The sequence below is a fragment of the Sphingomonas sp. CCH21-G11 genome, assembly GCF_001555965.1.
In the GTDB taxonomy this organism is placed as follows: domain Bacteria; phylum Pseudomonadota; class Alphaproteobacteria; order Sphingomonadales; family Sphingomonadaceae; genus Sphingomonas.
The window spans coordinates 25054-46002 of the sequence record NZ_LSHX01000002.1 but is presented as its reverse complement, the minus strand read 5'-3'; the positions used below and the strand labels follow the sequence as shown (position 1 = coordinate 46002).

The window sequence follows — 20949 nt, the reverse complement described above, 5'->3', positions numbered from 1 at the left end:
ATGCGCCGGCGACCTCGGCCACCTGGCTGAGGGTTAGCCAAGTGGTTTGGGGAACTGGCGTGAAAGGGGGAAACACGCCAATGGGCGCCCGCACGCTGCGTGGAGGGGAAAGCAGCATGCGATCGCGTGACCGCCCAATGCCAAAAACCGAGTGATCGATAAAACGGATTAGTTTGCACACACTGATCGATTACGCCGCTTATTCACCGGGTGATAAGCTTGGGGCGGTTTGCGTCACCGCCGCGGGGACCCTAATCGGGGGATCGAGTCCGCGGACGCATGGAAGATACGGGAATGAGCGATCCATTTGAACATCATGACGAAATCCATGGCGAGTCGCGTTCCCAGTTGCGCGTTCCGGTCGCCATCGAAGGCGGCGTGGCCAATTCGACGATCGGACGCCGCCCGGCGACGCTGGTCGACCTGTCGAGTCGCGGGTGCCGGATCGACTGGCCGTTCGGCGCGACCGTCGGCATGGTCGTGGTGCTGAAGATTCCCGAACTCGCCCCGATCGGCGCGCGCGTGCGCTGGCGGACCGCCACGCATATCGGCCTGTCGTTCAACACGCCGCTGCATCAATCGGTGCTGGACCGGATCGTCGCCGCGCACCGCCCCTGACGCGGGCTATTTCGCGGCGTCGTAATTCCCGGGTCCGGGATGGAGCCTGAGGCGCTGGACCCTGCGCCCGTCGGCGGCGACGATCTCCAGTTTCCAGCCGCTGTCATGGACCAGCTGCTCCCCCGCCTTGGGCACCCGTCCGGCGAGCACGAAGGCGAGGCCGCCGAGCGTTTCGACATCCTCCTCCACCTCCGCCAGCCGCGGATCGATCGCTTCGGCGACATCCTCCAGCTCGGCGCGCGCATCGGCTTCCCAGCTGCCGTCGTCGAGCGGGATCAGCAGCGCCTCCGGCGCCTCGTCATGCTCGTCCTCGATCTCGCCGACGATTTCCTCGATCAGGTCCTCGATCGTCACCAGCCCTTCGGTGCCCGAATATTCGTCGAGCACGACCGCCAGATGCGTGCGGCTGGCGCGCATCTGGGCCAGCAGGTCGAGCACGCCCATCGCCTGGGGCACGTAAATGGGCTGGCGCAACAGCACGGTGATCGACTCCGGCGGCGGTTCGCCGCGCGCCAGGATCGCGAACACGTCCTTGACGTGGATCATCCCGATCACATGGTCCAGACGCTCGCGATAGACCGGCAGGCGGCTGTGTCCGGCCTCGGCAAAGATCCGGACGAGGTCGGCGAACGGGGTCTGCGCCTCCACCGCGATGATGTCGGCGCGCGGCACGCCGACGTCGCCGGCGTCGCGTTCACCGAAATGCAGCAGGTTGCGGAGCATCTGCCGCTCGATCGGGGCAAGGTCGCCGGCGACGGGCGTCCCCTCCTCCTCCTCGTGATCGGTGATGACTTCCTCGATCCGGTCGCGCAGCGTCTCGGCCGATTCCTCGCCGAAGATCAACGCCCGCAATCCCCGCCAGATGCCGCCGCTTTCGGGCGGCCTGCTAGAGTCGCCGTTGCCGGCGCCGCTACTGGAACCTTCTGACATGGATCGGGTCAGTCCTCGCTGATGGGATAGGGGTCGTGCAGGCCAAGCGCCGCCATCACGTCACGCTCGATCGCTTCCATCGCCCCGGCTTCCGCTTCGCCCATATGGTCATAGCCTAGCAGATGGAGGCAGCCATGGACAATCAGATGCGCGGCATGGTCGCGCACCGCGACGCCGCGCTCGGCCGCCTCGCGCGTGCAGACGCCGTATGCGAGCACGATGTCGCCCAGAATGACCTCGCCATCCCCCGCATTGACGGTGACGGTGTCGAGCAGATCGGGCTGGATCATCGGAAAGGACAGCACGTTGGTCGGCTTGTCCTTGTGCCGATACTGCCGGTTGAGCGCCTGGACCTCTTCGTCGGAGGTCAGCCGCACCGCCAGCTCGATCACCGGCGCGTCGCCCCCGGTCCATCCGGCAAAGGGCGTGCGCGAGATCGCCGAAACCGCGGCGGTGTGGGCCAGCACCTCCCAGTCGCCGTCTTCCCCCGGCGTATCGGGCCAGGGTGATTCGACCAGGGCAGCGACGTCCAGCATCCATTCGGCTCCGCATCCTCGGGGCGGGTCGATCCCGTCCGGCCGCGCCGCAACCACGGGCGCACCGAGCGCCATAGGCGAAAGCGCCGCGGATGTTGAGACGCGAGAAGCCGATTGCTTCCCCCGGCCAAGCCGATAGCTTGGGTGTCCGGGGGTGATGTTCGGCCAGTGCAGATCAAGCGGCTCAGACTGTCGGGGTTCAAGAGTTTCGTCGATCCGGCCGAATTGCGGATCGAGCCGGGGCTGACCGGGATCGTCGGGCCCAATGGCTGCGGCAAGTCCAACCTGCTCGAGGCGCTGCGCTGGACGATGGGCGAGAACAGCGCCCGGTCGCTGCGCGGATCGGGCATGGACGACGTGATCTTTGCCGGCACCGCGACGCGGCCCGCCCGCAGCTTCGCCGAAGTATCGATGCTGGTCGAAAGCGAAGGCGATGCCGACGGCACGGGCACGGGCGAGACCGAGGTCGTCCGCCGCATCGAACGCGGCACCGGATCGGCCTATCGCATCAACGGCCGCGACGTGCGCGCGAAGGACGTCGCGCTGCTGTTCGCCGACGCCGCGACCGGCGCGCATTCGCCCGCGCTGGTCAGCCAGGGGCGGATCGGCGCGGTGATCGCCGCCAAGCCCGCCGAACGCCGCCAGATGCTGGAGGAAGCCGCCGGCATTTCCGGCCTGCACGTCCGCCGCCGCGACGCCGAACAGCGCCTGCGCGCGACCGAGGCCAATCTGGCGCGGCTGGGCGAGGTGATCGCCGACCAGGACGCGCGCATCGCCGCGCTCAAGCGCCAGGCGCGGCAGGCCGAGCGTTATCGCGCGCTGTCCGACGACATCCGGATCGCGGAGGCGCGGATGATCTTCGCCCGCTGGCGCGATGCCGCGCGCGCGGCCGACGCCGCCAAGGCCGAAGCCGCCGCCGCCGAAGCGCAGGTCGCGCAGCGTCAGGCGGCGCTCAACGACTGCGAGGCCGCCCAGCTTGCCGCCGTGGCGGCACTGGCCCGCCTGCGCGCCGCGGCGCTGAGCGCGCACGACGCCGCGACGGAGGCGCGCCACCGGCTCGACACGCTGCGCGCCGAGCAGGCCGATGTCGCGCGCCGGATCGCCGAAGCCGCCGCGGCGCGCGAACGGCTGGCCGAGGACCGGGCGCGCGAAGGATCGCTGGCCAGCGACGCCGCCGAGGCGATCGCGCGGCTGGGTGGCGAGGCGAAGGAGATCGACGCGCGGCTGAAGCAATCGACCGGCGGCCTGCCGCTGATCGACGCGGCGCTGGGCGTCGCCGAGCGCGAGGCGCGCGACGCCGAAGTGGCGCTGGCCCAGGCGCTGGCGGCACAGGCCCGCGATGCCGCGGAGATTCGTGTCGCCGAAGCCGCGCGCGCCGCCGCACGCGCGCGGGTCGAGCGGGCCGAGCGCGAGGTGCAGCGGATCGACGCCGAACGCCGCGCGCTGCCCGCCGCCGAACCGATGGTCGAGGCGCGCGACGCGGCACGCACCGCGCGGGCGAACGCGGCGCAATCGGGGGACGCCGCCGCCCGGCAGCTGGACGACGCCCAAACCCGCGAACAGGCCGCCACCGATGCGCGGCAACGCGCGCAGGCCGCTCAGGCCGCCGCCGCCGCACAGCTCGCCGCCGCCGATGGCGAGGCCGCCGCGCTGCGCCGCGATCTGGCGACGGGGGACCGCGACCGCCTGATCGATCGCGTGCGCGCCGAGGCGGGGTTCGAGCGCGCGCTGGCAGCAGCACTGGGCGACGACCTGGATGCCGGGCTGGATCCGGCGGATCTGCGCCAGCCGCCGGGCACCGCCCCGCTGTCCGCGCATGTCGAGGCACCGGCGGCATTGGCCCGGCGGCTGGCGCAGATCTTCGTCGCCCCCGGCGATGTCGGCCAGCCCCTTGCCCCCGGCCAGCGTCTCGTCACGCCCGACGGCGTATTGCGGCGCTGGGACGGTTATGTCGCGCGCGCGAGCAGTGCGGCGGCGGCCGAGCGGCTCGAACGCGCCAACCGGCTGCGCGCGATCGAGGCCGGGCGGCCGGACCTCGCGGACGCGGTCGCACAGGCGGCGGCGGCACTCGGCACAGCGGACATCGAATTGGCACGCGCGCGTCAGGACATTGCCGAGGCGCGCCGCGCAATCGACGCCGCCGAAACCGCTGCGCGCGCGGCCGCCCGTGACGAGGACCGCGCCGCCGCGCAGATCGAGCGCGGCGAGGCACAGCGGGTCGACCTGTCGGCACGGCAGGCGCGCGCGACGACCGAACTGGAAGATGCGCGCGCCGAGCATGCGCGTGCCGTCGAACAGGTCGCCGGGCTTCCCGATGGTCGCGACGCGGCGGCACAGGTCGACGCGCTGACCGGCCAGGCGCAGGCGCGGCGCGGCGCGGTTGCCGCCGCCCGCGCCGAGCGCGCGGCTGCCGACGCCGCGATTGCCCGCGATCGCGAACGGCTGGCCGCCGCGCAGGCCGAACAGCGCGGCTGGAACCAGCGTGCGGGCGAAGCGGCGCGGCGGATCGCCGAGATCGACCGGCGCGCCGCCGCGCTGACCGATGCCGAGGCAAGCCTGGCGACACGGCCCGACCAGCTCGAGCAGGCGCTGGCGACGGCGGAGGCACAGGCGCGCGCCGCGATCGACGCCGCCGACGCGGCCCGCGCCGCCGAAGCGGTGGCCGACGCCGATGTGCGGCGCGCCGAGACCGCGCTGCGCGCCGCGGCCGAGGCCGCATCCCAGGCGCGCGAGGCGCGGGCGGGCGCAGTGACGCGCGCCGAGAACCAGGAACTGCGCCGCGTCGAGATGGGTCGGCTGTCGGGCGAACGCTTCGAATGTCCGCCGCCGCTGCTGCCCGAACGCGTCGGCTTCGCGGCGGACACGGTACGCACACCGGGCGACGAGTCGTCGCGGCACGAACGGCTGGTGGCCGAGCGCGAGCGGATCGGCCCGGTCAATCTGGTTGCCGAGCGCGAGCTCATCGAGCTGGAGGAAGCCCGGACCAGCCAGGCACACGAGCAGGCGGAGCTGACCCAGGCGGTCAACCGGCTGCGCGGGTCGATCGGCACCCTGAACCGTGAGGGGCGCCAGCGGCTGCTGGCGGCGTTCGAGGCGGTCAACGGGCATTTCGAGCGGCTGTACGCGACGCTGTTCGGCGGCGGGGCGGCGCACCTGGCGCTGATCGACGCCGACGACCCGCTCGAGGCGGGGCTGGAGATCATGGCGCAACCGCCGGGCAAGAAGCTGCAGTCGCTGACGCTGTTGTCCGGCGGCGAACAGGCGCTGACCGCGGTGGCGCTGATCTTTGCGCTGTTCCTGACCAACCCGGCGCCGATCTGTGTGCTCGACGAGGTCGACGCGCCACTCGACGACGCCAATATCGACCGTTTCTGCGACCTGCTCGACCATATGGTGGCGGTCACGCGCACCCGTTACCTGATCGTCACCCACAATGCCGCGACGATGAGCCGGATGCATCGCCTGTTCGGCGTGACGATGGTCGAGCGCGGCGTCAGCCGGCTGGTGTCGGTCGATCTGGGCGGTGCGGAGACGCTGCTGGCGGCGGAGTAGGCGCGAGTCGGCTGGGTTCGACGCGCCAGCCCGCCAGGGTGGCTTTCATCCGGGTGCAGCCACCCGCCGTGCCGGGGCGGTTACCCGGAACGACGTGCGTTTCACGAGCGGCACGGTGGACCCTGGCACGCGGCCGGGGTGACGATCGAGGGACTGGGCAGGGACGCTGGGGCGCGCCCGCGTCAATTCCCCGCGCGGTAACGCTGCTCGGCTTCGATCATGTAATCGCGGGTCAGCGGCAATGCGGTGCGCGAGCGCGAATATTGCAGCTGGTAGTTGACGATGCGGCCGTGGCGGAAGCTGACGCACGAGCCCGCCAGATAATATTGCCACATGCGCAGGAAACGCTCGTCATAGAGCGCGATGATCTGGTCCTTGGCGGCGGCGACGCGATCATACCAGGCCTGGAGGGTATGCGCGTAATGGAGGCGCAGCACCTCGATATCCGTCGTGAACATGCGGTTGTCCTCGTTCGCACGGACGATTTCGGACAGGGCCGGGATGTAGCCGCCGGGAAAGATGTACTTCGCGGTGAAATGGTCGGTGACGCCGGGGCCGTCGAGGCGGCCGATGGTGTGGAGGAGCATCACGCCATCCGGCGTCAGCAGTTCGCGGCACTTGTTGAAGAAGGTCCGGTAATGCGGCGGGCCGACATGTTCGAACATGCCGACCGAGACGATGCGGTCGAAGGGCCCGGCGACCGCGCGATAGTCGATCAGCTCGAACGTCACCTGGTCGGCCACCCCGGCTTCGGAGGCGCGGCGCTGTGCGACCTTGAGCTGTTCTTCCGAGAGGGTGATGCCGTGGACGCGCGCGCCCGTCTTGGCATTGAGATAGAGCGCCATGCCGCCCCAGCCGCAGCCGATGTCGAGCACGCGCATGCCCGGCTCGAGCGCCAGCTTGGCCGCGATATGCGCCTTCTTGTCCGATTGCGCCTGTTCGAGGCTGTTGGCCGGATCGGTGTAGTAGGCGCAGCTATACTGGCGGTCGGCGTCGAGGAAGAGGTCGTAGAGCCGGTCGGACAGGTCGTAGTGATGCGCGACGTTGCGCTTCGAGCGGCGTTCCCAGTTGATCCGGTCGAGCCGGCGGACGATGTTCGCGCGCGCCTGGCTGATCGCGCCGGGGCGCAGCACGACGCGGCCGTCCTCCCACGGATTGTTTGCGCTGACCAGATTCAGGAGCGCCATGATGTCGCCCTGTTCGATGATCAGCCGTCCGTCCATGAACGCTTCGGACGATCCCAGGCTGGGATCGCGCACGATCGCGCCGGCGACGCCCTTGTCGGCGAAGCGGATCGTCACTGCGCCCAGTTCCGGGTCGGGCGTGCCGAACTTCTTGGTCTTGCCGCCGGGATAGATGACGGTCAGTTCGCCGCGCTTGACCGCGCGGGCGAAAAACAAATCGATCAGTGCCATGCCGGGGGTGCTAACCTGTCCAATTCCGTTGCGCCAGCGCAAGCTTTCTCAAATGCCGCCATACCATTCATAGCCGGCGGCATCTTCCCAATAGCCGCCCTTGCCGCGATAGATGCCCGAAAGCGAGGACACGGCCTCGATCCGCTCGATATATTTGGCCTGCTTGTAGCCGAGCTGGCGCTCGACGCGCAGGCGCACGGGCGCGCCGTTGGGCACGCCCAGGAGATGGTCGTTGAGCGCCCAGGCCAGGATCGTCTGGGGGTGGAAGGCATCGACCAAGTCGATCGATTCATAATAGGGTCGCCGCGATGCGCCGTATAGGTCGGCGCAATGGAAGACGAGGTAGCGCGCGCTGTCCTTCAGCCCCGCGGCCTGCAGGATCGGCCCCAGCTTTGCGCCATGCCATTTGCCGATCGCGCTCCACCCCTCGACGCAATCGTGCCGGGTGATCTGGGTGCGCGACGGCATCTGGCGCAGCTGGGCCATGCTGAGCGCCAGCGGACGGTTGACCAGCCCGTCGACGCGCACCCGCCAGTCGGCGAAGTTGCCGGCGACATGGGCATTATAGGCATCGGTATTGGGGTTGCGCGTTCCGTTGGCACGGAACACCGGCGACATCTGTTCCGGGCGGAATTCCTTGGCCAGCGCGTTGCGCGCGGTCAGCGAACGCTGGATACGGAAATGCGCATCCTCGCCCTCGAACAACAGGTCGCGGAACGCGGGATTGTTGCCGAGCGCGTCGCAGCCGGCAAGCAGCGCACCCGCGCCGGTGGCAAAGCCGGTCAGCATGGTGCGGCGGGTCAGGATACGGCTCATGCCTGCGGCTCCTCATGCGCGATATGCAGCCGGCCGGTGATCATCGACCGCACTTCGTTGAACGCGCCCGCCAGAATGACCAGCGCCAGATGCACGATGATGAAGCCGATAATGCCGAGCATCGCGATGAAATGAAGCGACCGCGCCGATTGCCGGCCGCCGAACAGGTCGACGAGCCAGGGCCATGCCGCGTTCATCCCCGGCGACATGGCGAGCCCGGTGAAGATGACCAGCGGGATCAGGACGAAGATCGCGACGGCATAGGCAATTTTCTGCAGCACGTTGAACGCCGCCGGATTGGCGGGGTCGTGAAAGCGGAACGCCCAGTGTTCCTTGATGTCGGCCCACAAATGACCCGGCGTCAGTTCGCGCGCGCGGATCCGCATGTCGCGCTGGAAATGCCGGTTGAGCAGGCTGGCGACCATGAAGATCAGCAGCCCGAAGCCGAGGATCAGCGCGAAGCTGAGATGCCAGCGCCGCGCAAGCGCCAGATTGTAGGTGGACGGTATGGTCAGCCAGCCGGGAAAGCGCCCGCCGGCGAACCAGTCGCCGACGCGGAACCACGGCGTGTCGAGATTGGCGCCATATTGGCCCCAGTACAGCTGGGGATGGGCATTGAGAATCATCAGCCCGGTGCCGATCATCACGAAGATCGTCACCGCATTGATCCAGTGCCACAGACGCGTGGCGAGGCGGTGGCGATAGACGGATACGCGCATGGGCCCCGGTTCGTGTGCGTGGGGGGAAGCGGTTACATCGGAACCCGCCATGGCCGCGTCGTCCGGTGCGGTTTTCGTCGCCATCCCTCCAGTCCCCTTCAGAGGCGAGCCTAGATCAAAATTGCGGTTGCAGCAGGGGCCCCGCCGCAGCGACATCAGAATAGGGCAATATTCGGAAAATAGGCGCGCAAAAAGAAGATCGCGGTGGTCACGCAGGTGACGACGATCGTCCAACCCCGGATCAGCGCCGGGGCCAGCCGCTTGCCCAGTGCCGCGCCGCCATAGCCGCCGGCGGTCGCCCCGATCAGCATCGGGACGCACAACCCCCAGGAAACGATGCCGGCGAACACGAAGATCAGCGTCGCCGCGGCATTCGCAATCGCGAGCATCAGCGTGCGCGCCGCCATCAGCCGGTGCGGCATCACGCCGGCGAGCAGCCCCCAGGTTGCGGTCATCATCAGGCCGACGCCACCGCCGAAATAGCCGCCATAGGTGCCGAGCAGCGCCTGGGCGACGACCAGCGTGCGCTGACCGATCGTCAGGCGGGCGTGCAGCGCCGCACTCGCCCGCCGGCCGAAGATCAGCGCGAGCGTCGCGATCAGCAGCAGCCAGGGGATGAGCAGGTCGAAGACCCGCGTCGGCGTCGCGACGAGCAGCAGGCTGCCGATCAGCCCGCCGGCAAAGGTCACCATGCCCAGCGCACGAACCGACAGGCCGCCGATCGGCTCAAGCCCCGTCCGGTACGACCATGCGCTGGCGATCGCGCCCGGTTGCAGGGCGACGTTGCTCGTTGCGTTGGCGACCGGGGCGGGAAGGCCGAGCGCGACCAGCGTCGGCATGGTGGCAAAGGTGCCGCCCCCGGCCAGCGCGTTCATCGCGCCGCCGAGCAATCCGGCGAGCGCGGCGAGCAGGGAGGCGGTGACCGGGTTCATGCGGGCTCCGATAGCGGATCAGGGCCGCGCGGCAATGGTGCGCGCCTGCGCTGTTTCAACTCCGGGACACCCCAGCCGTCAGGCCAGCGAAAGCTGGTCTCTCATGCTGTCAGTGCGCGCAATTGGCCCGAGGCCCCAGCTTTCGCTGGGGCGACGTGGCTATGGATCAGGTTTTGGCGCGTCCGCGCGCCGGTCAGCCCTGGGCGCTGGCCGGACGACGGCCGCCGCCGCCGCCGCCGCCGCCACGGCCACGACGATTGCCGCCGCCGCGATTGCCGCCGGGGCGACCGGCACCCGCCGGCTGCGCCGAATGCGTGGCACGCGGACGGCGCGGGCCCTGTTGCTGGCGCGGACGTTCCGGGCGTTCGGCCGGGATCGGGCCGACGCGGCTCGACTTGATGCGATCCGCCTCCGCCTGGAAATTGGCGGGCAGCGGCACGACCGAGATCGACTGGCGGGTCAGCTTCTCGATGCTGCGCAGATAGGCGCGCTCGTCCTCGGCACAGAAGGCGAAGGCGACGCCATCCGCCCCGGCGCGCGCGGTGCGGCCGATGCGGTGGACATATTGTTCGGCGACATTGGGCAGCTCGAAATTGACGACATGGCTGACCCCCGACACGTCGATGCCGCGCGCGGCGATGTCGGTGGCGACCAGGATCGGCACCTTGCCGGCACGGAACTCCGCCAGCGCCTTTTCGCGCTGCGGCTGGCTCTTGTTGCCGTGGATCGCGTTGGACGCGATGCCGTTCGACGCCAGCAGCTTCACGACCCGGTCGGCACCGTGCTTGGTGCGGGTGAAGACAAGCGCGCGGTCGATTTCGTTCTTCTGGAAGAACAAGGTCAGCAGCGCCTGCTTTTCCGCCTGATTGACGAAGGTGACATATTGCTCGACGCGTTCGGCGGTGGTGGCGACCGGCGCAACCTTGACCTCGACCGGATCGGTCAGGAACTTGTCGGCGAGGTCCTTGATGTCCTTGGGCATGGTCGCCGAGAAGAACAGCGACTGGCGGTTCTTGGGCAGCATCGCCACGATCTTGCGCAGGGTATGGATGAAGCCCAGGTCGAGCATCTGGTCGGCCTCATCGAGCACCAGGATCTCGAGGTCGCCCAGGCTCATGCAGCGCTGTTCGATCAGGTCCATCAAGCGGCCCGGGGTGGCAACCAGGATGTCGACACCCGCCGACGTGTCGCGGCGGTTGCGCGCGATCGGCACGCCGCCAAACACGGTGGCGACGGTCAGCTTGGTAAATTTGGCATAGGCGCGCGCGCTGTCGGCGATCTGGCTGGCCAGTTCGCGCGTGGGGGCGAGCACCAGCATGCGGCAGCGCATCGGCTTGCGCCGTTCATTGGCCTTGACCAGATTGTCGATCGACGGCGCGATGAACGCCGCGGTCTTGCCGGTGCCGGTCTGGGCGATGCCGAGCAGGTCGCGGCCGTCGAGCAGCGCGGGGATCGCTTGGCGCTGAATCGGCGTGGGGTCGGTGTAATTCTTGGACGCAAGCGCGTCGAGCACGGCCTTGGAAAGGCCAAGCGACTGGAATGTCATAAAAGTTCCTGAATATAGGTCGGCTGCGCCGCGCACAGACGCACGACGGCCGGGGTCGAGATTGACGACCCGCGTGACTAGGGAAGCCGGTGGAGCAAAAGGGCCGAGCCGGGGCGAGAATGTCGCCCGATCACGCTGCATGAGGCCGTGCTGCGACGCGGCAAATAGGCGCGTTCGCCCGGAAAGTCAAGGTTGACGGAGGAGGATGCCGTCGGGCCCCACGGTGAAATGTGTCGCCGACCCGGCGATCGTGTCGAAGAGCGTCGGTTCAGTGCCGGTCATCCACACCTGGCCCAGATTAGCCAGCCGATCGAACAGCGCGGCGCGCCGGACGGGGTCGAGATGCGCGGCGACTTCATCGAGCAGCAGCACCGGCGCGCGCGCGATGCGGCGGGCGACCAGCGCGGCGTGGGCCAGCACGATACCGATCAGCAGCGCCTTTTGCTCGCCGGTCGAGCAGAGATGCGCGGGCTGATCCTTCTCACGATGCGTGACGGCCAGGTCGCAGCGATGCGGGCCGGACAGCGCCCGCCCGGCGGCGCGATCGCGCGCGCGACCCCGCGCCAGTTGGTCGAGCAAAGCCGCGGCGTCGCCCTGCCAGCCGGTGAGTTCGAGCGCGGCGCTGGGGAAGGGTGCCGCGCCGGCGACGTCCAATTCGGCCTGAAGCAGCGCCAGCGTCTCGCGCCGTGCCGCATCGATCGCCGCACCATGTTCGGCCATGCGGCGCTCCAGCGCGGCGAGCCAGGCCGGATCGGCCGGACGATCGTCGGCAAGCAGCCGGTTGCGCTCGCGCATCGCGGCTTCGTAGCGCGTCGACTGCACCCCGTGCCCGGACGCGAGCGCCAGCGTCAGCCGGTCGAGGAAGCGACGACGATCGCCGGCCGCGTCGACGAACAGCCGGTCCATCGCCGGGGTCAGCCAAAGTACCGTCAGCCGCTCGGCAAGCGCGCTGGCCGGCGCCGGCGCGTCGTTGATCCGCACGATCCGGCGTTCGGGCGCGGCGGCTTCCGCCCCGGTGGCGATCGACACGCCGTCGCCCAGCATCGCGGCCACGCCGAAGCCGCCGGGCCCGTGCTGGCGCGCCATGTCGCCAAGTGCGGCGCGCCGCAGGCCGCGACCGGGGGCAAGCAGCGAAATCGCCTCCAGCACATTGGTCTTGCCCGCGCCATTGTCCCCGGTCAGCACCACGCGACCCGGCCCCGGCATCAGCGTGGCAAGCGCGTGGTTGCGAAAATCGGTGAGCCGCAGGCGCGTGAGCATGAATTCGTCCCTAGAGCGTTTCCGCAGTGCGGGGAAACGCGTCGCGCGACCGACGCCGCACCAGCGGACCCGATCGATGCGTCTGTGCGCCGACCATGCCGCGCGGCATCGGCAACGTGATCGTGGCGGGGGCGAAACCAACCGCCGCGCCGCGGGTTTCATGAGGTTACAGCTGAACAGGAAAAGACACGATGCCGATTCGGAACCCCGCCCGTACCGCGATGATCGCGCTTGCGCTCATGCTGGTGGCGGGCGGCTGTACCCCGCCAACTCCGCAGGAACGGCAGGCCGAACAGATTCGCGACACCGCCGAGGCGCAGGCCGACGCGATCGAGGCCGAGGCGGAGGATCGCGCCGCGAAGCTCGAGGCCGAGGCGGAGGCAATGCTCAACCAGGCAGGACAAAGCGGTAATTACGACGCGCGACGCGCCAAGGTCTATGCCGAGGCCAAGCGCGCCGACGCGCGGCTGGTCCGCGAGCAAGCGGAAGCAAAGGCCCGCGCGATCCGTGATGCGGGCCGGGCAAGGGCGAGCGCGCTGCTGGCGAAGTGAAGGCTGTCGACTGCCTGCGCCTGGAGGCGCGTCGAGCCCCCGATCACTCCGCGTCGGCGGCGCGTTCGGCAGCGGCGGGATCGACCGAGGGCGCGCCCGGCGCGGCGGTCGCGTTGTCGGCCAGATCACCGGTCGAGCCCGCGTCGGCGACATTCGCCTCGGCATCGGTCGCGGCGTCGGCCGGTGCCGCGGGCAGCGGCAGGTTCGAGCCCTGGCTGTTCAGATAGGCGATAACGTTGGCGCGTTCCTGCGGGTCGGACAGGCCGGCGAAGCTCATCTTGGTGCCCGACGCATATTTGCGCGGGCTGGTCAGCCAGGCGTTGAGCGCATCGAAATCCCACGGGCCCCCAACCGCCTTGAGCGCGTCGGAATAGGCGAATCCCGCCACCGCCGCATGCGGCTTGCCGACAATGCCGTGCAGGTTGGGGCCGATGCCGTTCGCGCCGCCGGCGTTGATCGAGTGGCATGACGCGCATTTCTGAAAGCTCGCCTGGCCCGCGGCGACATCGGCGCTGGCCAGCAGCGTCGCGATCGGCACTTCGGCCTCGCCACCACCCTCGCCGCCCGCCTCGACGCCGGCGATCGGATAGCCCATCTTCTCCGGGCGCTCGGATTCGAACACCATTTCGCTGCCGATCGTCAGGCCGAGTGCCGCGACGCAGCCCGCCAAAACCCATCCAGCGATCGTGTTCGTGCGACTATCCATGTTGTGAGAACGTCCAATCAAAGCCCATCGGGAAAGTGGTGCCCCTTTAGTAAAGGCTTTTGTGCACCGCAAGCCGAGCTTGCGTCCCCCTCCACGGGCCGATAGGCGGTCAGCCCCATGTCCGGACCCTCCGCGCCCGCCGTCCAGAGCTATGCCGCGCCTGCGCGCCCGATCATCGCGGCGATGACCGCCGCCGCCGCCGCCGATCCCGCGCGCGCGGTCGCATTTCAGGGCGCACCGGGCGCGAACAGCCATGTCGCGCAGCAGCTCGCCCTGCCCGACGGGCTGCCGCTCCCCTGTTTCAGCTTCACCGACGCGATCGATGCGGTGCGCGACGGGCGGGCGGGCCGCGCGATCATTCCGATCGAAAATTCGCTGCACGGGCGCGTCGCCGACATCCATTTCCTGCTGCCCGAATCGGACCTGTTCATCACCGGCGAGACCTTTCTGCCGATCCGCCACGCGCTGATGGCGAGCGGGACGATCGACGAGGTGCGCCAGGTGATGAGCCACGAACAGGCGCTGGGCCAATGTCGCCACTGGTTACGCGCCCGCGGGATCGCTCCCCTCGCCTATGCCGACACGGCGGGTGCCGCCGCCCTGGTCGCCGAGCGCGCCGATCCGGCGGTCGGCGCGCTCGCTCCGGCGGCGGCGGCCGCGCTCTACGGCCTCAACCTGCTGGCGGACGATATCGCGGATGCCGGGCACAACACGACGCGCTTCGTCGTGCTGGCCCGTGCCGCGGGGACGATTGAGCCCGCACGCGACCAGATGACGACCTTCATCTTTGAAGTACGCAACATCCCCGCCGCGCTCTACAAGGCGCTGGGTGCCTTTGCCACCAACGGCATCAACATGACCAAGCTGGAAAGCTATCAGACCGGCGGCAGCTTCGCCGCCACGCAATTCTACGCCGATATCGAGGGCGCGCCCGGCGACCCGGCGGTCGACCGCGCGCTGGAGGAACTGGCCTTTCACACCAAATGGGTGCGGCTGCTCGGCACCTATCCGAGCGCGCGCCGGCGGGGGTAGCGTTGCGAGGGCGCTTTGGTGGAGAGGCCCCACCCCAACCCCTCCCCTGAAGGGGAGGGGCTTTCAGTTTGTCACCCATTGCCGTCGCCCCGGGCTTGACCCGGGGTCCCGCTGCCTCAGCCGTCGCAAGAGAAGCGGAGCCCCGGGTCAAGCCCGGGGCGACGAGATTGCATTAGGGCCATTCTGTCTCCTTGGTCCCCCTCGACAAGCCAGCCCCGATCGGCTGATCTGGCAGCCGGGTAATCGAGGGAGCGGGCGATGCGGGTGAGGACAGGTCTGGCGCTGGCATTGCTGCTTGCGGCTTCGAGTGCGCTGGCGCGACCCCAGGCCCAGCCGGCGCCGCAATCCGCGCCGCAGGCCCAGCCCACCGCCGCCTTCACCTTCGAGGAAGTGATGATCCCGATGCGCGACGGCGCGCGGCTGCAGACGGTGATCATGCGCCCCGTCGGCAAATCGGGGCCGCTGCCGATCCTGCTTCAGCGCACCCCTTATGGCGTGCCCGACGCGCCGCCGCCGCAAACCCCGCGCACGATGCAATACATGGCCGAGGACGGCTATATCCTGGTGTTCCAGAACATGCGCGGCCGCTTCAAGTCGGACGGCAAGTTCACCATGTCGATGGAATTGGCGCCGGCGGGGTCGAAGGCGGTCGATGAAGCGACCGACGCCTATGACACGATCGACTGGCTGGTGAAGCGCGTGCCCGCAAACAACGGCCGCGTCGGGATGTGGGGGGTCAGCTATCCCGGCTATGCCGCCGCGATCGCGCTCGCCCGCCCGCATCCCGCGCTGAAGGCGGTCAGCCCGCAGGCGGCGTGGAACGACTGGTGGCTCAACGACGACCTGCATCGCTATGGCGCGATGCGGCTCACCTATGCGACCGACTGGCTCTATTCGCTGCAGCACAACAAGGAGAATGCCGAATTTCCCTATGGCAGCGGGTTTGTCGACAGTTACGACTTCTTCCTGAAGCTGGGGCCGGTCAGCAATCTCGACAGCCAGTATATGCGCGGCACCGTGCCGATGCTGACCGCGATGATCGCGCATCCCGACTATGACGACCACTGGCGTCGCCAACACTGGACCGACCGGCTTGGACGCACCACGGTGCCGACGCTCCACGTCGCGGGCTTCTGGGATCAGGAGGATCCGAGCGGCAGCTGGAAAATCTATGAGCGGATGGAGCAGGACGATCCCGACGGACTGAACCTGATGGTCGCGGGGCCGTGGAATCACGGCAGCTGGCGCTCGCCGGGCGACCGGCTGGGCAACATCCCGATGGGGGTCGAGAGCGGCACCGAATTCCGCCGTGATGTCGAAGCGCCGTTCTTTCGCTACTGGCTGCATGGCAAGGGCGCGCAGCCGCGATTCGAAGCGAAGATGTTCCAGAGCGGATCGTGGCAATGGCGCGACTATGCGCAATGGCCGCCCAAACCGCGCGAGATGCGCAACCTTTACCTGCACACCGACGGCAGCCTGTCGTTCACCGCGCCGGCCGACACGGCGTGCCGCGATTATGTCTCCGATCCGGCGAGCCCGGTGCCGTTCCGCGCGCGCCCGATCTCACGCACCTATCCCTCGCCCGAATGGCAATGGTGGGAAGCCGCCGACCAGCGGTTCGTCGACGGGCGGCCCGACGTGCTCACCTATGTCAGCGCGCCGCTGGAAAGCGACCTGACCGTCACCGGTGCGATCGCCGCGCGGCTGATGGCGGCGACCAGCGGTACCGACGCCGACATGGTCGTCAAGCTGATCGACGTCTTCCCCGACAACTACGAACCGGTGCCGGCCGACTATCTCAAGACGCTCAACGGCTATCAGCTACCCGTGGCAATGGAGGTGCGGCGCGGACGCTGGCTCGACGGCAATGCGGTCGCCAAGCCGCTGGTCGCCGATCAGGTGCGCGCCTGGGATGTGCCGCTGCGCGATCATGATCACGTGTTCCGCAAGGGGCATCGACTGATGGTACAGGTCCAGTCGACCTGGTTCCCGGTGATCGACCGCAACCCGCAGACCTTCGTTCCCAATATCTATACGGCGAAGGCGAGCGATTTCCGCAAGGCGACGCATCGCGTGTGCGGCGGGTCCTATGTCGCGTTGCCGGTGATGTAAGGGGCGGGTGGGCGCCGGGTGCGGCCGCGCGTCAGATCACATCCCCGCTCAGCCGCTGACAGACCATATCGAGCTGGTCGAGCGAGGCGTAGCTGATCGTCAGCGTGCCGCCCTTGTCGCCATGCGCGATCCGCACCCCCAGGCCGAGTACGTCGCCAAGTTGTTGTTCCAAGGCAGAAATATCGGCATCCGCGGTCGGATTGCGGGTCGTCCGGCGCGATTCGCCAGCACCCTGCCCGCCCGGCTTGGCGTCGCGCGCCAGCTTTTCGGTCTCGCGCACCGACAGGCCACGCGCGATGACGCGCGCCGCCAGCGCCTCCGGGTCCGGCGCGTTGACCAGCGCGCGGGCGTGGCCCATCGTCAGCGTGCCGTCGATGACGTGGCGCTGCACCTCGGGCGGCAGGTCGAGCAGGCGCATCAGATTGGCGACATGGCTGCGCGATTTGTGGACCAGCTTGGCCAGCGCCTCCTGGCTATGCCCATATTCCTTGATCAGCTTGGCATAGGCGTCGGCTTCCTCGATCGCATTCAGGTCCTCGCGCTGGATATTCTCGAGCAGCGCGATTTCCAGCGTCTCGGCATCGTCGAGATCGCGGACGATCACCGGCACCTCGTGCAGCCGTGCACGCTGGGCGGCGCGCCAGCGGCGTTCGCCGGCAACGATCTGGTATTCCTTGCCGTGCGGACGCACGACGATCGGCTGGATCAGCCCGCGCGCCGCGATCGATGCGGCGAGATCGTCGAGCGCCGCCTCGTCGAAGAAGCGGCGCGGCTGGCCGGGGTGCGGCACCAGCGAGCCGACGGGCAATTGCCGCACGCCGCTCGCCTGAACCTGGCCGGTCGCGCCGGGTTCGTCGACGCGCTGGACATCGCCGAGCAATGCGCTCAGCCCGCGGCCAAGGCCGGGACGGGGTTTACGGGCGGCGGCGGGGTTGGTGGGCTCGGTCATGCGGCCTGGGCGGTCTTGGGCAGGCGATCGATCACTTCGCGGGCGAGCGCGATATAGGCCTCCGAACCCGCGCAGCGATGGTCGTAAATCAACGCCGGCATGCCATGGCTCGGCGCCTCGGACAGGCGAACGTTGCGCGGGATGACAGTGTCGAACACGACGCGGCCGAGCACCGCGCGAACATCATCAGACACCTGGTCGGTCAGCCGGTTGCGTCGGTCGTACATGGTCAGCACCACGCCCAGAATGGCCAGCCCGGGATTGAAGCGCGAGCGAATGCGTTCGACCGTGCTCAACAGCTGGCTCAGCCCCTCGAGTGCGAAGAACTCGCATTGCAGCGGCACCAGCAGCGAATGGCTGGCCACCATCGCATTGATCGTCAGCAGGCCCAGCGACGGCGGGCAATCGATCAGGATCACGTCCCAGCGATCGCTGCTGCGCGCGATCGCCTGGTCGAGCCGGTGAGTGCGCTGATCGAACTCGATCAGCTCGATCTCGGCGCCCGACAGGTCGACGGTCGCGGGCACGATGTCGAGGCCGGGCACGCGGCTGCGCACCGCGACGTCGTCGAGACCGACTTCGCCGATCAACAGGTCATAGCTCGACAGCTCGCGGTCGGCACGGCCGATGCCGAAGCCGGTCGAGGCATTGCCCTGGGGATCGAGGTCGATCAGCAGCACGCGCAACCCCGTCGCCGCGAGCGCGGTGCCGACGTTGATCGCGGTCGTCGTCTTGCCGACCCCGCCCTTCTGATTGGCAATGGTGATCACGAACATCGGGCGCTGATCTCCGTCGCGACGACGATCCGGGAGTCCGGTTCGGTCAGGCTGGGTTCCACGTGGAACCGACCTTGCCATGTCTGTCGCGCCGCCGCCACCTCCGATTGCGCGCTCCGCCCCTTGGGGAGCAGCCACAAGGTCGCGGCCGTGCTGAGGTGCACCGCGTCGCGGAGCAATTCGGGCAGGCCGGCGACCGCGCGCGCGCTGATCACCGCGGCCGGCGGATGCGCCACCTGTGCGATCCGGCGTTGGCTGACCTCGACCTGATCGAGACCCAGGGCGCGCGCCGTGTCGGCCAGGAACTCGGCGCGGCGACGACGTGGCTCGACGAGCAGGACGGGCTGATCGCGCAGGATGGCGACGACGATGCCGGGCAGCCCCGCCCCCGATCCGATGTCGATCCAGGTACCGTGGCGATCTGCTGCGAGCGGCACGAGCTGTGCCGAATCGAGGATGTGCCGGCTCCATGCGGTCGCCACCGTGGACGGCGCGATCAGATTCTGGTGCGTATTTTCCGCGATCAGCAGGTCGAGAAACGCCGCCAGCCCTGTTTCACGTGAAACACCGAAACGTGCCCGGATCCACGCGCGCGCTGCCTCTTCGTTCACGCCGCACGTCGCCGATGATGCAGCAAAATCGCGGTCAGCGCAGCCGGGGTGATCCCGCGAACCCGCCCCGCCGCACCCAACGTCGCCGGTCGCGCGGCAGCGAGTCGCTCAACCATTTCCGCCGACAGGCCACGCACTGCGGCGAAGTCGAAATCGGGCGGGAGGCCAATCGCTTCGTTGTCGCGATAAGCGGCGACCTCCTCGTCCTGCCGCTCCAAATAGGGCGCATAGCGCGCATCCTCGATCAGTTCGGCGAGCACGGGATCGCGATCGGGGTCGAGCCCCGGCGCGACATGCGCGACATCTACGCCCGGAAAGCGCAGCCACGCCGCCGCCGATCGACGCGCGCCATCCAGCGCGATGTCGGCGCCGCGCTGGCGCAGCTCGGACGCGGTGATCGGCCCGGCGAAGTGCGCGTCGAGCGCCCGGCGGTGGTCGAAACGCGCCTGCTGCCAATCGGCGCGCGGTGCGCTCAGACAACCCAGCGCCTGCGCGGTCGGGCCGAGGCGGGTGACCGCATTGTCGGCGCGCAGCCGCAGCCGATATTCCGCACGCGCGGTCAGCATGCGATAGGGCTCGGTAACTCCCTGGGTGACGAGATCGTCGATCATCACGCCAAGATAGCTCGTGGCGCGATCGGCATGGAACGGTGCAACGCCGATCGCGTGGGCCGCGGCGTTGATGCCGGCAATCAGCCCCTGGGCGGCGGCTTCCTCATAGCCCGTGGTGCCGTTGATCTGGCCCGCGCAAAACAGGCCGGGCATCGCCAGCACCTCAAGCCCCGGGGTCAACGCGCGCGGGTCGATATGGTCATATTCGACCGCATAGCCGGGCGTGACGATTTCGGCGTGCGCAAGCCCATCGATGGCGCGCAGCATCGCCCGCTGAACGTCGGTGGGAAGTGAGGTTGATATGCCGTTGGGATAGACGAGCGGCGTGTCGAGTCCCTCGGGCTCCAGAAAGATCTGATGACCGTCACGGTCGCCGAAGCGGTGGATCTTGTCCTCGATCGAGGGGCAATAGCGCGGGCCCGCCGCACCGATCGCGCCCGTGAAGAGCGGCGACCGATCGAGCGCCGCGCGGATGATCTCGTGCGTCGCCGCATTGGTCCGCGTGATCGCACAGAATAGCTGAGGCAACGCCCGGCCCGCTGTCGTCGGCGACATCGTCCACGGCTCGACGTCGCTCGGTTGCGATTCGAGTGCGGCCCAGTCGATCGTCCGCCCGTCGATTCGCGGCGGTGTCCCCGTCTTCAGCCGGGCCATCGGCAGACCCAGCGCGCGGAGTTGGAGGCCGAGCACGGTCGCCGCCCGCTCATCGACACGACCGCCCTCCCCGCGCTCCTCGCCACGGAAAATGCGTCCGCCCAGAAAAGTGCCGGTCGCCAGCACCACCGCCGGTGCCGACAGGTGCCGCCCATCACCCAGCTCGAGTCCGGCCACCCTGCCCCGCTCCACGATCAGCGCCGCCGCCTCGCCCTCGATTAGGCTCAGACCCGGCTGCGCGCGCAGCATCGCCTGAATCGCCGCTGCATACCGCACGCGGTCGGCCTGGACGCGCGGACCCTGAACCGCGGTCCCCTTGCTGCGATTGAGCATCCGGTAATGAATCGCCGCCGCATCGGAGGCGCGCGCAATCAGACCGTCGAACGCGTCCACTTCCCGGACCAGATGCCCCTTGCCCAGACCGCCGATCGCGGGATTGCACGACATCGCGCCGACCTTGCTCAGGTCGAAGCTGATCAGGGCGACACGCGCGCCCCGGCGCGCGGCGACCGCGGCCGCCTCGGTCCCGGCATGCCCGCCGCCGACAATGATGATGTCGAAGTTCTGAGTCATCGCCCCGCCCGCTACGCATTGGTCGCGTCGTCGTCAAAGCTGTTCCACGT

At 69.0% G+C, this 20949-nt stretch carries 18 protein-coding genes; 5 read left to right on the top strand and 13 right to left on the bottom strand.

The features are described from left to right. Positions 1-294: 294 nt before the first annotated feature. Entirely contained in the window at positions 295-618 is a 324-nt protein-coding gene (locus tag AX676_RS00485) for a PilZ domain-containing protein (RefSeq protein ID WP_066483190.1), read from the top strand. Positions 619-624: 6 nt separating this feature from the next. Here AX676_RS00485 and AX676_RS00480 read toward each other — a convergent pair whose 3' ends face one another. Continuing rightward, complete coding sequence (locus AX676_RS00480) at positions 625-1548, bottom strand: hemolysin family protein (RefSeq protein ID WP_066483192.1); 924 nt, start codon at positions 1546-1548, stop codon at positions 625-627. An 8-nt stretch (positions 1549-1556) separates the two neighbouring features. Then, complete coding sequence (gene ybeY, locus AX676_RS00475; RefSeq protein WP_066483195.1) at positions 1557-2084, bottom strand: rRNA maturation RNase YbeY; 528 nt, start codon at positions 2082-2084, stop codon at positions 1557-1559. A gap of 168 nt (positions 2085-2252) precedes the next feature. Between ybeY and AX676_RS00470 the strand changes: the two genes are divergently transcribed. Further along, positions 2253-5636 carry a chromosome segregation SMC family protein gene (locus AX676_RS00470; RefSeq protein WP_066544027.1) on the top strand — a complete coding sequence of 1128 codons (3384 nt, stop codon included), beginning with the start codon at positions 2253-2255 and terminating at the stop codon, positions 5634-5636. 182 nt (positions 5637-5818) lie between these two features. Here the strand turns inward: AX676_RS00470 and AX676_RS00465 are convergent, their stop codons facing one another. From AX676_RS00465 to recF, 6 genes are all read right to left on the bottom strand, one after another. After that, positions 5819-7051, bottom strand: coding sequence for an SAM-dependent methyltransferase (locus AX676_RS00465; protein ID WP_066483200.1), 1233 nt, complete (start codon positions 7049-7051; stop codon positions 5819-5821). A 48-nt stretch (positions 7052-7099) separates the two neighbouring features. Next, a complete protein-coding gene (locus tag AX676_RS00460) occupies positions 7100-7867 on the bottom strand; it encodes a molybdopterin-dependent oxidoreductase (protein ID WP_066483202.1) in 768 nt (255 codons plus the stop codon). Beyond that, a complete protein-coding gene (locus tag AX676_RS00455; protein WP_066483205.1) occupies positions 7864-8586 on the bottom strand; it encodes a cytochrome b/b6 domain-containing protein in 723 nt (240 codons plus the stop codon). The genes AX676_RS00460 and AX676_RS00455 overlap by 4 nt, the downstream gene beginning before the upstream one ends. Positions 8587-8741: 155 nt before the next feature. Continuing rightward, positions 8742-9518: a sulfite exporter TauE/SafE family protein gene (locus AX676_RS00450; RefSeq protein WP_066483209.1), complete on the bottom strand. Its 777-nt coding sequence runs from the start codon at positions 9516-9518 to the stop codon at positions 8742-8744. 193 nt (positions 9519-9711) lie between these two features. Further along, positions 9712-11064 (bottom strand): DEAD/DEAH box helicase, encoded by a 1353-nt coding sequence (locus tag AX676_RS00445; RefSeq protein ID WP_066483212.1) that lies wholly within the window; start codon positions 11062-11064, stop codon positions 9712-9714. Between the two features lie 186 nt (positions 11065-11250). Beyond that, positions 11251-12324 carry a DNA replication/repair protein RecF gene (gene recF, locus AX676_RS00440; protein WP_066483218.1) on the bottom strand — a complete coding sequence of 358 codons (1074 nt, stop codon included), beginning with the start codon at positions 12322-12324 and terminating at the stop codon, positions 11251-11253. Positions 12325-12515: 191 nt separating this feature from the next. Between recF and AX676_RS00435 the strand changes: the two genes are divergently transcribed. Continuing rightward, positions 12516-12875, top strand: coding sequence for a hypothetical protein (locus AX676_RS00435; RefSeq protein ID WP_066544024.1), 360 nt, complete (start codon positions 12516-12518; stop codon positions 12873-12875). Between the two features lie 43 nt (positions 12876-12918). Here the strand turns inward: AX676_RS00435 and AX676_RS00430 are convergent, their stop codons facing one another. After that, entirely contained in the window at positions 12919-13581 is a 663-nt protein-coding gene (locus tag AX676_RS00430) for a c-type cytochrome (protein WP_066483222.1), read from the bottom strand. Between the two features lie 117 nt (positions 13582-13698). Here AX676_RS00430 and AX676_RS00425 point away from each other — a divergent pair, with 117 nt between their 5' ends. Together AX676_RS00425 and AX676_RS00420 are read left to right on the top strand one after the other, a co-directional pair. After that, positions 13699-14613 carry a prephenate dehydratase gene (locus AX676_RS00425; RefSeq protein ID WP_066483224.1) on the top strand — a complete coding sequence of 305 codons (915 nt, stop codon included), beginning with the start codon at positions 13699-13701 and terminating at the stop codon, positions 14611-14613. 258 nt (positions 14614-14871) lie between these two features. Continuing rightward, positions 14872-16725 (top strand): CocE/NonD family hydrolase, encoded by a 1854-nt coding sequence (locus tag AX676_RS00420; RefSeq protein ID WP_066483225.1) that lies wholly within the window; start codon positions 14872-14874, stop codon positions 16723-16725. A gap of 31 nt (positions 16726-16756) precedes the next feature. On the opposite strand, the gene AX676_RS00415 is transcribed toward AX676_RS00420, so the two are convergent. The 4 genes from AX676_RS00415 to mnmG are packed head-to-tail and all read right to left on the bottom strand — an operon-like array spanning position 16757 to position 20899. Then, a complete protein-coding gene (locus AX676_RS00415) occupies positions 16757-17674 on the bottom strand; it encodes a ParB/RepB/Spo0J family partition protein (RefSeq protein ID WP_066483226.1) in 918 nt (305 codons plus the stop codon). After that, entirely contained in the window at positions 17671-18450 is a 780-nt protein-coding gene (locus AX676_RS00410; RefSeq protein WP_066483230.1) for a ParA family protein, read from the bottom strand. Before AX676_RS00410 ends, AX676_RS00415 begins: the two co-directional genes overlap by 4 nt. Then, on the bottom strand, positions 18441-19061 hold the full coding sequence (gene rsmG / locus AX676_RS00405) for a 16S rRNA (guanine(527)-N(7))-methyltransferase RsmG (RefSeq protein ID WP_066483235.1): 621 nt from the start codon (positions 19059-19061) through the stop codon (positions 18441-18443). Before rsmG ends, AX676_RS00410 begins: the two co-directional genes overlap by 10 nt. After that, a complete protein-coding gene (mnmG, locus tag AX676_RS00400) occupies positions 19058-20899 on the bottom strand; it encodes a tRNA uridine-5-carboxymethylaminomethyl(34) synthesis enzyme MnmG (RefSeq protein ID WP_066483236.1) in 1842 nt (613 codons plus the stop codon). The genes rsmG and mnmG overlap by 4 nt, the downstream gene beginning before the upstream one ends. Positions 20900-20949 lie beyond the last annotated feature (50 nt).